General features: G+C 29.7%; 16 protein-coding genes. 12 read left to right on the forward strand and 4 right to left on the reverse strand.

Annotation, left to right across the window (positions count from 1 at the left end):
• Positions 1-126: 126 nt before the first annotated feature.
• Together H9661_RS13795 and H9661_RS13800 are read left to right on the forward strand one after the other, a co-directional pair.
• Entirely contained in the window at positions 127-474 is a 348-nt protein-coding gene (locus H9661_RS13795) for a hypothetical protein (protein ID WP_191769386.1), read from the forward strand.
• A gap of 139 nt (positions 475-613) precedes the next feature.
• Positions 614-1,078 (forward strand): hypothetical protein, encoded by a 465-nt coding sequence (locus H9661_RS13800; RefSeq protein ID WP_191769388.1) that lies wholly within the window; start codon positions 614-616, stop codon positions 1,076-1,078.
• Positions 1,079-1,104: 26 nt separating this feature from the next.
• Here the strand turns inward: H9661_RS13800 and H9661_RS13805 are convergent, their stop codons facing one another.
• Both H9661_RS13805 and H9661_RS13810 read right to left on the reverse strand, forming a co-directional pair.
• Positions 1,105-1,683 carry a GNAT family N-acetyltransferase gene (locus tag H9661_RS13805; RefSeq protein ID WP_191769390.1) on the reverse strand — a complete coding sequence of 193 codons (579 nt, stop codon included), beginning with the start codon at positions 1,681-1,683 and terminating at the stop codon, positions 1,105-1,107.
• A 30-nt stretch (positions 1,684-1,713) separates the two neighbouring features.
• Positions 1,714-2,214 carry a DUF5673 domain-containing protein gene (locus H9661_RS13810; RefSeq protein ID WP_143318386.1) on the reverse strand — a complete coding sequence of 167 codons (501 nt, stop codon included), beginning with the start codon at positions 2,212-2,214 and terminating at the stop codon, positions 1,714-1,716.
• Between the two features lie 192 nt (positions 2,215-2,406).
• Between H9661_RS13810 and H9661_RS13815 the strand changes: the two genes are divergently transcribed.
• The 3 genes from H9661_RS13815 (at position 2,407) to H9661_RS13825 (ending at position 5,980) form a co-directional block, all read left to right on the forward strand.
• On the forward strand, positions 2,407-2,994 hold the full coding sequence (locus tag H9661_RS13815) for a hydrolase (protein ID WP_191769392.1): 588 nt from the start codon (positions 2,407-2,409) through the stop codon (positions 2,992-2,994).
• A gap of 122 nt (positions 2,995-3,116) precedes the next feature.
• Complete coding sequence (locus H9661_RS13820; RefSeq protein WP_191769394.1) at positions 3,117-3,827, forward strand: flavodoxin family protein; 711 nt, start codon at positions 3,117-3,119, stop codon at positions 3,825-3,827.
• 257 nt (positions 3,828-4,084) lie between these two features.
• Complete coding sequence (locus H9661_RS13825) at positions 4,085-5,980, forward strand: rhamnogalacturonan lyase (protein ID WP_479927599.1); 1,896 nt, start codon at positions 4,085-4,087, stop codon at positions 5,978-5,980.
• A gap of 51 nt (positions 5,981-6,031) precedes the next feature.
• On the opposite strand, the gene H9661_RS13830 is transcribed toward H9661_RS13825, so the two are convergent.
• Complete coding sequence (locus H9661_RS13830) at positions 6,032-7,075, reverse strand: metallophosphoesterase family protein (protein ID WP_143318389.1); 1,044 nt, start codon at positions 7,073-7,075, stop codon at positions 6,032-6,034.
• Between the two features lie 321 nt (positions 7,076-7,396).
• On the opposite strand from H9661_RS13830, the gene H9661_RS13835 reads away from it, so the two are divergent.
• The 7 genes from H9661_RS13835 to H9661_RS13865 all read left to right on the forward strand — a co-directional run bounded on the left by H9661_RS13835 (position 7,397) and on the right by H9661_RS13865 (position 11,409).
• On the forward strand, positions 7,397-7,603 hold the full coding sequence (locus H9661_RS13835) for an XRE family transcriptional regulator (RefSeq protein WP_143318390.1): 207 nt from the start codon (positions 7,397-7,399) through the stop codon (positions 7,601-7,603).
• 44 nt (positions 7,604-7,647) lie between these two features.
• Complete coding sequence (locus tag H9661_RS13840) at positions 7,648-8,538, forward strand: phage replisome organizer N-terminal domain-containing protein (RefSeq protein ID WP_191769396.1); 891 nt, start codon at positions 7,648-7,650, stop codon at positions 8,536-8,538.
• Entirely contained in the window at positions 8,501-9,214 is a 714-nt protein-coding gene (locus H9661_RS13845) for an ATP-binding protein (RefSeq protein ID WP_191769398.1), read from the forward strand. The genes H9661_RS13840 and H9661_RS13845 overlap by 38 nt, the downstream gene beginning before the upstream one ends.
• Positions 9,215-9,233: 19 nt before the next feature.
• On the forward strand, positions 9,234-9,542 hold the full coding sequence (locus H9661_RS13850) for a hypothetical protein (protein ID WP_143318393.1): 309 nt from the start codon (positions 9,234-9,236) through the stop codon (positions 9,540-9,542).
• Between the two features lie 272 nt (positions 9,543-9,814).
• Positions 9,815-10,417 carry a DUF421 domain-containing protein gene (locus H9661_RS13855; protein WP_191769400.1) on the forward strand — a complete coding sequence of 201 codons (603 nt, stop codon included), beginning with the start codon at positions 9,815-9,817 and terminating at the stop codon, positions 10,415-10,417.
• Positions 10,418-10,506: 89 nt separating this feature from the next.
• Entirely contained in the window at positions 10,507-10,857 is a 351-nt protein-coding gene (locus tag H9661_RS13860) for a multicopper oxidase domain-containing protein (RefSeq protein WP_191769402.1), read from the forward strand.
• A 36-nt stretch (positions 10,858-10,893) separates the two neighbouring features.
• Positions 10,894-11,409 (forward strand): multicopper oxidase domain-containing protein, encoded by a 516-nt coding sequence (locus H9661_RS13865; protein ID WP_191769405.1) that lies wholly within the window; start codon positions 10,894-10,896, stop codon positions 11,407-11,409.
• Between the two features lie 370 nt (positions 11,410-11,779).
• On the opposite strand, the gene H9661_RS19695 is transcribed toward H9661_RS13865, so the two are convergent.
• Positions 11,780-12,151: a GGDEF domain-containing protein gene (locus H9661_RS19695; RefSeq protein ID WP_341480431.1), complete on the reverse strand. Its 372-nt coding sequence runs from the start codon at positions 12,149-12,151 to the stop codon at positions 11,780-11,782.
• Positions 12,152-12,153 lie beyond the last annotated feature (2 nt).

Below are 12,153 nucleotides of genomic sequence, written 5' to 3' on the forward strand. Positions count from 1 at the left end.
ATATATACTTAAAATAAAAAAATAAAGTAAATAAAAAGGTAAAAAATATTTAGGATATATAATTTTATGGGAATTTTTAGGAATTGCTGTTATAATTAAATATATTATTGTAAAGGTGGTTTTGTTATGAAAAAATTGAATGCTATAAAATATCTTTTACTTGTACTTAGTGTGTTTCTTATAGGATGTTCTGATAATACAGGGAAGGATACTCAAAAGAAAGAAGATAGTATAATGAGATTAAATGTTATTGAAGCTTCTGATACAGGAATTACAGCAGCAGAGGAAAATAAGATTGATTTAAAATATAATATTCCAAATTCTCAAATTGAAATCACAGATACCAATGATAATTCTTTATCTTGGAATGAACTGAAAAATGCAAAAGTTATTGAAGTGCATTATTCAGGAAGTATATTAGAAAGATATCCTGCGGTATTTGAAAAGATAATAAAAGTAGTAATTATATCTTAGATAATTGATTATTATTTTCTAAAGTAAAAGATGGTATTATTAATTAAGAATCTATAGCAAAATTGAATAACAGGTTATGTAAATGCAAAAAGTAGTAATATGTTCACATTAACTTTTGGAAGCATTTTAGGAGGAAGCTATGGATTATAATGTTATAGATTTAATAAATAAGGCTATAAAAATTGGAATTAGACAAAAGGATGTATATATAAAAGCAAGTAAAGAAAAATCTGATATTCCTTCTATGAAAATAGTACTAAAGGTTATAATCAAGCAAATCGACCATAGCATTGAGTATTATGAAGCACTAAAAAAAGAGATGGAAGGTAAGAATTTTGAAGCTATTGATTTTGTGGTTTATGATAAGATTTCCTTTTTAATAAATGAGTTTAATGAAAGACTAAGGCAACCTCCGATAGATGATGTTAGACACTTTTTAGAATTTACACTTCAGTTAGAAAGGGATACCTATGCCTTGTTTGTAGACATACAAGGAAGATTTGTAAAGTGTAAAAATGATACCCATACAAAAACATATATAATTTTATCTCAAATAATCGAAAACCAAGTTGATTTTATTAAAGAGCTTGAAGATTTAATGTAATAGAGTATAAAAATAAAAGAGAAGACTTATCTTAAGACTTCTCTTTCAATTAGCCATTCACTTTTTAAAATTGAATATACAGCTAAATTATAAAATTCCTTATCATTACGTACTTTAACTTCTCTTAGAGTTCCTTCACATTTCATTCCGCTTTTAATCATTACCTTACCTGAGGCAATATTATTTGTATCATGCTTTGCAACTATTCTATTTAATCCTATCTCAGAAAATAAGTAGTCAATTACTGCATGTAGTGATTCAGTCATCATTCCTTTTGACCAGTATTTTCTTGATATACAATAACCAATTTCGCAAGAATAGTTTTCATTATCTAGTTCAACTAAGCCAATACTTCCAAAAACTTGTCCTATTTCTTTTAATTCAATAGCCCAATGATATGTGTTGATCTTTTTATATTCGTTAATGCAAGTATCTATAAATTCTCTAGTAACCTCAATAGTTTTGTGTGGTTTCCAGGATAAGAATTTAGTTACTTCCTTGTCATTTCCCCAGTTATTAAACATATCATCAGCATCTTGAAGTTTAAATTTCCTAAGTAACAGTCTATCTGTATTGATTTCTATTGTACCTTTATGTGATAGCATAATATCCCTCCCAAATAAAGCTTAATAATATTATTCAGAAAGCTTTCTTTTTAATATCTCTTCTAAATCAGGCCTATTTTCTTCTTTTATATCAAATTCAACACTAGATTGAAATTTCAAGGATGGACGTAGTTTAAATCTAATAGTATTTTCTAATATCCAATCATAACTTTCAATTTTAGACCATTTATAAAAATTACCTGCGTGATATATTCCATTTTCTCCTATTTCATTACCTCTCCATGACTTAATCAAATATGATAAGGAAAAGAGTATCCAAAATGTACTTGATAAGATACCGCTAATACTAATATTTTCTTGATTATTAATATAACCATTTAGATCATAGGCTAAAGCAAAGGTCCATATTATTAAGAAAACAAACCAAAAAATAGTTAAAAATAGATTTCTTTTTATTTTAATAGATAAACCTCTATTCTTATAGGAAGTATATAAATCAATTGATAATAAACATACTGCTAAGAAGATTAGTGGTATAAAAATTATTGTAGACAATGAAAAATGATTCAAATAATTCAACTCCTCTTAAGTTTTTTCTAGTATACAGTAATTATATCATAATATGTAATTATTTCATTAAAATAAATATATATAAATGATTTATATACAAGCATATTTGAAGTATGATTTTAAATTGTATATAATTTAACTAACATAATAAATTTTGGCAGAAATGGATAATATAATAAAGGAGGAAACATAATGAAAAATGAAATTACAAGAAACGAGGCATTAGAGTTACTGATGAAGTATAATAAGGAGCCATTTCATATACTTCATGGTCTTACAGTCGAAGGGGTTATGAGGTGGTTTTCAGAGCAGCTTGATTTTGAAGATGAAACAGAATACTGGGGGATAGTAGGACTTTTGCATGACATAGATTTTGAAATGTGGCCTGAAGAACATTGTGTTAAGGCAGAAGAGCTTTTAAAGGAAGCTAATGTAAGTGAAGAAATGATTCATTCTATTTGCAGCCATGGGTATGGAATATGTGTTGATATAAAGCCTAATCATACTATGGAAAAGGTATTATTTGCTACTGATGAATTAACTGGTTTAATAGGAGCAGCTGCAAGAATGCGCCCATCAAAAAGTGTTATGGATATGGAACTATCTAGTTTAAAGAAAAAGTTTAAGGATAAAAAGTTTGCAGCAGGATGTTCAAGAGATGTAATTAAAAGTGGAGCAGAACTTCTTGGATGGAGTTTAGATGAGCTATTAGAAAAGACAATTTTTGCTATGAGATCCTGTGAAAAAAGTGTAAATGAATATATGAGTAGCTTAAAATAAAAGTTAGATATGTTTTATTTTCTATAAATATTATAACACAAAATTTTCCAAATTATAAGACTGTAAGTTAGTTGAAAAATTTTATATAATTACCTTTGAGTAAAAGAAAGAAGGTAGTTAATATGAAAATTGTAGCTATTAACGGAAGTCATAAAGGAGAGCATGGAAATACTAATATAATGGTTAATGCATTTTTAAAAGGTGCAAAGATAGCAGGAGTCAAAACTGTTAACATCTTTCTAAAGGAAAAAGAGATTGAACATTGCAGAGCTTGTAAAGTTTGTTGGTTCAAAAATCCAGGAAAATGCATAATTAAAGATGATATGGCAGAAATAATTTCTTTAATGGATGATGCTGATATAGTTATTTTGGCAACTCCAATATATTTTGACAACATTTCAAGTATGTTAAATGTATTTATGGATAGACTTATGGTAAAGGCTAGCCCCTATTGGGGAAATGATAGTCAGGGAGAATGTCGACATTTAACAACTCATAAATTTCCTAAAATAATAATGATGTCTAATTGTGGTTATCCTGAAAGAGCGCATTTTCAAGTTATTTCTCACTGGATTCAAAGAGTAGCACGTAATATTAATACTGAATTACTAGCTGAAATATATGCTTCTGAAGGAGCAATATTAAATAGCAAGCTTGACAGTGTACTAAGCTACTTAGATACTTTACAAATAGCTGGCACAGAGGTTGCGACTAATATGAGTTTAACTGAAGAAACAAAAAAATTATTGGAACAAAAATTTATTCCAGATGAAATTTACATTAGAGAAGCTAAGAAATTTGTTGATAATATGTTAAAAGATAATATTTCTTAAAAAATTAAGGGTTGTCTCCAAATGGTTTTAAATCATTTGTATGGGATGGCTCTCTTTTTACATATCATAATTAATTGGGCTTTTCCAATAAATATCTATGTATTATAGCGTATTTAATTCTTAAAAAGAGCTTATTGCCTTTTAAGAATTAAATAAACTATTTAGCGATAAAATGGTTTATTTAGTCTTCTAATTATGAGAATATGTGGGTAAAGAAAACTTGTATACTTTCATATCATTTAAAAGGAGGAATTAAGGTGTTAAGAAGAAACCAAGTTAAAAAAGTAGTATCCCTTGGGCTTACTTTGGCAGTAACCTTAGGTGGAGCTAGTATGTTAGATAATTTTTCACAAAAAAGTTATGTGTATGCAGCTTCGGCAAGGCAAATGGAAGGTCTTGATAGAGGGGTGATTGCAACAAAGACTAGTAATGGAGTTTATATAGGTTGGCGTATGTTTGGAACTGATAGTTCTAAAATATCTTTTAATGTATACAGGAATGGAAATAAGATTACTTCATCACCAATAACATCAAGTACTAATTATATTGATAAAGGTGGCAATATAAGTTCTAAATATTATATACGTCCTGTTATAAATGGAGTTGAAGAAGTAGCTTCAAAAACAGTTTCAGTTTCACAAAATCCATATTTAAATGTTCCAATTCAAAAACCAGCAGATGGGATAACACCTAAAGGTGAAAAATACACTTATAGCGCTAATGATGGTAGTGTTGGAGATGTAGATGGTGATGGGGAATATGAAATAATTTTAAAATGGGATCCATCAAACTCTAAAGACAATTCTCAATCTGGATATACTGGCAACGTATATTTAGATGCATACAAGTTAAATGGAACTAGACTTTGGAGAATCGACTTAGGTAAGAATATTAGAGCTGGTGCTCATTATACTCAATTTATGGTTTATGACTTTGACGGTGATGGAAAAGCAGAAGTAGCATGTAGAACTGCTGATGGAACAAAAGATGGAGTAGGAAAGTACATTGGAGATAGTAGTAAAGACTATAGAAATTCAAGTGGATATATATTAAGTGGACCAGAATATTTAACTATGTTTGAAGGAAAGACAGGTAAGAATTTATCGACTATTAGTTTCTCACCAGAGCGTGGTTTAGTAAAGGATTGGGGAGATACCTATGGAAACCGTGTTGATAGATTTTTAGGAGGGGTAGCCTATTTAGATGGAGTAACTCCAAGTCTTATTATGGGTAGAGGATATTATGAAAAAAGCGCAATTACAGCATATGACTTTAAAAATGGGAAGTTAACTAAACGTTGGAACTTTACAGCAGATGGTAGTCAAAACTCAAATTATAAAGGTCGTGGATGCCATAGTTTGAGCATAGCTGATGTTGATAAAGATGGGAAGGATGAAGTTGTTTATGGAGCAGCTACGATAGATGATAATGGAAAGGGATTATACACAACAAAGTTCTCTCATGGAGATGCTCTTCATGTAGGAGATTTAGATCCAACAAGAGATGGACTTGAAGTATTCCAAGTTCATGAAAGTAAAAGTGGACCTAATGCAACCTTACGTGATGCAAAAACAGGAAATGTACTTACTAGTTTAAAGGTAGGAGATATAGACTGTGGTCGTGGATTAACTGCAGATATTGACCCAAGATATCCAGGGGAAGAAATGTGGGCTATTGGAGGGGTTGGCCTTTATAGTATTAAAGGTCAAAAGATATCAAATAGTACCCCATCAATTAACTTTGCAGCATGGTGGGATGGTGATTTAAGCCGTGAACTTGTAGATAGTAATAGAATAGATAAATGGGATTACAATAACAATAGAACAAGAAATATTTTAACAGCTAATGGATGTTCATCAAATAATACAACCAAGGCTACACCAGTATTACAAGCAGATATATTAGGTGACTGGCGAGAAGAAATAATTTGGAAGACTGATGATAGTTCTGCATTACGTATATACTCAACTACTGATGTAACAAATTATAGAATATATACATTAATGCATGATTCCCAATATAGAGAAGCTATCGCATCTCAAAATAGTGCATATAATCAGCCACCACATCCAAGTTTCTTTATAGGAACAGATATGAAAAGTGTACCTACACCAAATATTTATTTGACTAAATCTTTAAAAGCACATCAATAACAAAAACTAAAGACTATGTTTTAGCATTATACTAAAACATAGTCTTCTTTATTAAAAGTCAATTGTACGTGTGTTTTTAAATATAGGACCATTAACTGAATATTGAACACCTTGTACAACAACACCATCACTATATACAGATACATGGTATCCTTCAGGTTCATATTCGTTGTTAGCAAGAGAAGGAACACCAAATATATTAGCAGAATTATATAGAGAGCAGAAGTTATCACTATCTCCATAATATGCATTGTTGAATTGTTTATGGGTATGTCCAGTAAACATTATAACTTCAGGATGTCCATTTAAGGCATATTCTTTTAATGTATCAGTATTAATAAGTTTTCCCCAATCATTAAATTCACTATTAGAAGTATCTGATCCATAAACTGTATCATTTAAAGGTTGATGTAAGAAAACGAACATAGGTTTTTTACCCCTTGAATTTGACCATTCATTTCTATTTTGTCTAATAGTTTGACCTAACCAATCTATTTGTGAAGGAGCAAGATAAGCATCACATGAGTTTGAAGGTATTTCATCAGTACCTAAGAATGCAAGTCTATCATTTTTTCCATTGATATATTGCAAATCATATGAATTATTACGTGAATAATTAGTTACTCTATTTTTAGTATTTAGTAGTGACTGCATTGAGTTTGTCCAAGAATTGAAATTGTTTAAGCAAGATGAACGATCTCCTGTTTGTCCATTAACTACATATTCATGATTACCAATGTTAAAATACATAAATGGAATATCCCTTTTAGTATATGTTTTTCTAGAACTTGAATCGTAGTAACTAAAATTATTTATAGTGTCATATAGTTTTTTATATTTCCAACTCTCGCCACCATCAACTATATCTCCATTTACAACGACACATTGGTCGTTATTGTAGTATTTTGAAATACAGGTTAAGGCAGTATTTAGATTTGAATCAGCTCTCCATCCTCCACAATCATCAGATCCCATATGGGTATCAGAAATTACATCAAATTCATAGGCAAATGCAGAAGTTGAAGCTCCAGCAATTAATCCAACAGTAGTAATAGCTGCAATTAATACTTTTATTAGTTTTTTACTTTTTATCATGGTTATAATTCCCCCTTAAAATTGTTATAAGATTTTGTAAAATTTAACTGCTGAGTCAATTATACAATTATAATAAAAATATGTAAAGTATTGGGTAAAAGGGCGTTAAATTACAATAAAGTTGTAGCTTGAGGAGATAAATGGGTAAAATGCAGTAATTTTCAGTAGAGCAAGGCTATAATTGCGATTATGCAAGAAAAAGTTACATAATTTTACTAAAAAGTTTTTGCATTCCATGAAATCTCTGTTTATAATAATTTCATAAATGAATTAATTTAACTATTATGTAATTTAAAAAAATATAAAAGAGGTGTAGGGAAAATGGAGAAAGAAAATGGGGTAAAAAGATTTATTGATGAATGCTTTTCAGGAAGTAGAAAGGCTTGTGCAAGAAAGCTGCAAATTTCTGAAAGCACATTATGTAGGGTGATAAACGGAAGTAGTCATGGGGGAAGAAAATTCTTAAGCAAAGTCATTAGTTATTGTGAAAAAAACAAAATTGATTACAGAAAATATATTAGCTTTTGAAGGTGAAAATTTTGGTAATCTAATTTATGTTAGGATGTGAAAAAATGTGTGAGGTTAAATGGATTAAAATCAATACCAATATGTTTGAAAGTAATAAACTAAGGCTTATAGAAGCTATGGAGAACAAGGAGACTATTATAAATGTCTGGATAAGATTATTAGTACAGGCAGGAAAAACAAATGATAGTGGGTATATTTATTTTAGCAAGGACATGCCATATACAAATGAAATGCTAGGTATATTATTTGGAATATCTGAATCTTTAGTAGAAAACGCTTTAGCTACATTAGTAAAGTATGAAATGATAGACATAAATGATAAGAATTATATAAGGATAATTAATTGGGAAAAACATCAAAATGTAGAGGGAATGGAAAGGGTACGTGAGCAAAGTAAAAAACGTATGCAAAAATACAGAGAAAAGAAAAAGAAAGAAGAATCTAAGGCAAGTGACGTTTTAAATGATTGCAGTGATGTAACAGTTACGGAGCAGATAGAGAGTAAGAAAGAGAATAAAGAATTAGATAAAGAGAATGAGAATAATATTGTAGCCATGGAAGAGGTAAAAAAGGAAAAGAGAAGAATAGAAAAAATATCTGAGGAAGCCTTAAAATTAATTGCCTACTACGAAAAGATAACGGGAAAAGTAGGCATATTTGGTCATGAAAGCATAGTTATAGCCATTGATACCTTTGGAGAAAAGTATGTAAAGATGGCCATAGATAAGGCCATGGAAGTAAAAAAGATCAATATGACTTATGTAAATGGCATACTAAGAAATTGGGCTAAAGAAGGATATCCAAAGGAGGGGAAGGGCAATGGAAAAGGAGAATGCAGCATTAGAGCTAGTGAAAAATTTAAGGACTTTAAACCAAAAGAAGCTAGAGAACTCTCAGATGAAGAACGGAGAATTGCAGAGAGTGAACTCATATAAATGCTCAAAGTGCAGGGATAGTGGCTGGATATTGATAAAAGAAGATGGAAGAGAAGTTGCAAGAAGCTGTGAGTGTAGGGAAAAAGAAAAATTAAATTTGCAGTGGAAAAAAGCAGGCATTAATCTAGAAAAATCAGCCCAAACTTTTGGAAACTTTAAGGAATGGAATCAAGTTATAAAAAAGGCTAAATCCATATCTATTGCCTATGCTAATAACTTTCAAAAAAACCAACATTTGAGGCAAAACAGCATTTTATTATGTGGTCAGGTTGGAAGTGGAAAAACTCACCTAGCCATAGCTTTAGCCATTAATTTAATAAATAGGAATCATAAGACTGTGTACATGCCTTATAGAGATGTAGTAACAAAGATAAAGCAAAATATCATAAATGATTCTGTATATAAAAAACTGATCTATAAATATGCAAGGTGTGAAGTGCTTGTTATTGATGATTTATACAAGGGGAAGATAAGTGAAACAGACGTTAATATAATGTTTGAAATAATTAATTACAGGTATCTTAATTATCTTCCTATTATAATAAGTAGTGAATTTACTATAGAGAAGTTATTAGCTTTTGATGAAGCTATAGGCTCTAGGATATATGAGATGTGTAAGGATTATTTGGTTGAGATTCCTGAAGACAAGAATATAAATTATAGGCTTAAGGCTTAAGAAAGAAGGAAAATATGCAATGAATAAACTTGCTTTAGAAAGAATATATGCAGAAAGGGGCTTAGAAGATTATAAGCTTAGAACCCTTGATGATCTATTTTATATTTACGGAGTTAAGGTTAATCAAATTGAGGGATATTTTAAATTAAAAGAGGAAGAAAAGAGTTTTTTTAATAGATTTATTATTAATTATTTTAATAGTTATGGTTTAGAAGGGAGGAATATATCTATTATAAAGGTAGCTAAGCTTAGAAAAACTTTAAGGGTTGAATTTATTGATAATGGGAAATGGAGAGTTGGAGACTTAGAGTTTGGAATTAGAAATTAAGCATATTGAATAGTTAACTTAAACCAAAAGGATGTCCATATACAAAATGGACATCCTTGGTTTATTTAAAGTGGTAAATAAGTAAAAAACAAAGCTTATTAGATAATATGTGTATTGTTTTCTATTTATGCTTAAATGGGAAAAATATTATTATATAAATGGATGTAAGGAATATATCCTATAAACCACTTTAGATAGAAAAGATGCATTAAAATATTTGAAAGTTAAATAATATAAATGGAAATGGGTATACTCGTTAAGGAGGTAAAGGTATGGAATTAAACTGGATATGGCAAGTAATCTTAGTATTTATAGTAGGAACATTTATTTTAAGAGTAGGGGGAAGAAAATCAATTTCCCAAATGACAATATCACAAACTATTGTGATGATAGGTTTAGGGTCTCTGTTAATTCAACCTGTATCAGGAAAGGGCCTCTTAATTACTTTCTTGGTAGCACTTGTATTAACGGGACTGATGATAATCTCTGAATACTTACAAATCAAAGTGGATTTTTTTGAGACGCTATTTACTGGTAAAGCGGTAGTTGTTATTGAAAATGGCAAGCCAAATATAAAAAAATTAAAAAAGATTAGGATGTCAATAGATAGACTGGAAACCCGTTTGAGGCAGGTTGGTATTTCTTCTATAGAAGATGTGAAGTATGCAACAATTGAAGTAAGTGGACAGCTAGGATATGAATTAAAAGATAATAAAAAACCAATAACACAGGAGAATCTTATAAAGCTTGTAGATGAAATAAATCAATTAAAAGGGATAATTGGTAAAGAAATAGAATATCAAAATAAAGATAGAAATAATATTTTTGAAGAAATAGAAAGTAAAAAATTTGAAGGAAGCAAAGGTGAGCCTTAGAAAATATTTGTGGTAACAAATATTCTTGCTAAATCATAAAATATAATTAGTTGTTTAGCAGTTTATTATATCTTATTAGGAGGCATTTAATGAGCACATGGGAAAGTAGACTTTCATCTCCGAATATTCCTTTTGCAAAATATTCTTTTGTAAATAATACTAGACACTTTTATTTAGTAGCAGAGCCAATAAAACATAATATACTTGAAAATATTGTTATAGATGCTATTGGTTATAATGGGTCGACACCTGGTCCAGTAATAGTGCTTAAACAAGGTGAATGCATAAATTTGACGGTAGAAAATAGATTGAATAAACCTACAGCTTTACATGTACATGGACTTTCAAAACCAAATTCTCAAGATGGTGCACCTGATATAGAACCGAGTACACCTAAAATTATGCCTGGAGAATGTTATACCTACAGGTTTTTAGCATGACAGGTAGGTACCTTCTTCTATCATTCTACAATGGAAATGCAAGTAGCGCAGGGGCTTATAGGTGCGTTTGTTGTATTACCTGAAGAAAATAATAGAATGAATATGGAGATCCCTTATAGGGATTATATATTACTTCTTCAGCAATGGGAAATACAACAACCTAAACTTGGTAAGGTTTACCCAGGAGTGTATAAGCCTGAAATGTTTGACAGGAACCCAAACTTTTTTACTATAAATGGAAAGGCATTTCCAGATACTGCACCACTTAATACTGCATGCGGTGAAAAAATAAGAATAAGGTTTATTAATAAATCTAGTAGCTCTCATTCAATGCACATACATGGTCATGATTTTGCTATAGTAGCTGTTGATGGATTCCCAAGAAAAGAATTTGATGACACAATTAATGTTGCTTCTGGCAGAAGAATTGAGATTGAATTTACTTCCAACAATTCGGGTATATGGCCAATCAATGGTACTAAGACTTTCCATCAAACTAATAATGGAGAATCGCCAGGTGGAATGATTACTAGACTTATATATAATAAGTAAAGAGACAATGTTATTTATAAAACTTAGTATATGCTAAAAAGTATAAAGACAATAAACATGATAGAATTTTATGTTTATTGTCTTTATTTATGAAAAGTACTTTTTAAAGTATATGAATTTTAAATAAATGTATATGTATAATTATTTACTATATTTTTTAAATAAATCGTCAATAGCCTCTCTAAGAAGAAATGCTTCAGTTCTATCATTTGCTTTGGAGAGTCTAGAAATTCTATCTAGTTGAGTTTTAGTGAAATAGTTAGATTTTAAAACCATACTTTCCGATTTAGAAAGACAAATTCTATTTTTACCTAATTATTTTGCTCGAAACAAAGCACTATCGGCTACTCTAAAAAGCTCTACTACATTCTTAGCGGCTAGGATAACTAGCTACTTTGAAGCTTAGTGTAAAATAAATATTTTCATTTTTATTATCACAAAGGTTAAAAGTATTATCTGATAAATATCTTCTTATTTCTTCTAATTCCATAAAGCTTCTTTCTGCACTTTTTTTGACAAGCAATATATTGAATTCATCACCAGTTTTGCAAATAATATCAGTAGGAGATAGATTATTTTTAAAAATTGAAATAAGTTTTTTTATTACTGCATCACCAATAGAATCACCATATAAATTATTTGAATTTTTAAAGTCATCAATGTCAGCTACAACAATGCTAAAGGGCCCTTCGTTTTTTAATGAGTATTTGAAGATATGAATATTTAGGTGAAAAATATCAATTA

Source organism: Clostridium cibarium (genome assembly GCF_014836335.1).
GTDB lineage: Bacteria > Bacillota > Clostridia > Clostridiales > Clostridiaceae > Clostridium > Clostridium cibarium.

What these genes read in the sequence shown, in the direction of transcription:
- H9661_RS13815 (WP_191769392.1), top strand. Translation starts at nt 2,407, where the DNA reads ATGAAAAATGAAATTACAAGAAACGAGGCATTAGAGTTACTGATGAAG.
- H9661_RS13820 (WP_191769394.1), top strand. Translation starts at nt 3,117, where the DNA reads ATGAAAATTGTAGCTATTAACGGAAGTCATAAAGGAGAGCATGGAAAT.
- H9661_RS13845 (WP_191769398.1), top strand. Translation starts at nt 8,501, where the DNA reads ATGAAGAACGGAGAATTGCAGAGAGTGAACTCATATAAATGCTCAAAG.
- H9661_RS13860 (WP_191769402.1), top strand. Translation starts at nt 10,507, where the DNA reads ATGAGCACATGGGAAAGTAGACTTTCATCTCCGAATATTCCTTTTGCA.
- H9661_RS13805 (WP_191769390.1), bottom strand. Translation starts at nt 1,683, where the DNA reads ATGCTATCACATAAAGGTACAATAGAAATCAATACAGATAGACTGTTA.
- H9661_RS13840 (WP_191769396.1), top strand. Translation starts at nt 7,648, where the DNA reads ATGTGTGAGGTTAAATGGATTAAAATCAATACCAATATGTTTGAAAGT.
- H9661_RS13855 (WP_191769400.1), top strand. Translation starts at nt 9,815, where the DNA reads ATGGAATTAAACTGGATATGGCAAGTAATCTTAGTATTTATAGTAGGA.
- H9661_RS13830 (WP_143318389.1), bottom strand. Translation starts at nt 7,075, where the DNA reads ATGATAAAAAGTAAAAAACTAATAAAAGTATTAATTGCAGCTATTACT.
- H9661_RS13835 (WP_143318390.1), top strand. Translation starts at nt 7,397, where the DNA reads ATGGAGAAAGAAAATGGGGTAAAAAGATTTATTGATGAATGCTTTTCA.
- H9661_RS13850 (WP_143318393.1), top strand. Translation starts at nt 9,234, where the DNA reads ATGAATAAACTTGCTTTAGAAAGAATATATGCAGAAAGGGGCTTAGAA.
- H9661_RS13795 (WP_191769386.1), top strand. Translation starts at nt 127, where the DNA reads ATGAAAAAATTGAATGCTATAAAATATCTTTTACTTGTACTTAGTGTG.
- H9661_RS13800 (WP_191769388.1), top strand. Translation starts at nt 614, where the DNA reads ATGGATTATAATGTTATAGATTTAATAAATAAGGCTATAAAAATTGGA.
- H9661_RS13865 (WP_191769405.1), top strand. Translation starts at nt 10,894, where the DNA reads ATGCAAGTAGCGCAGGGGCTTATAGGTGCGTTTGTTGTATTACCTGAA.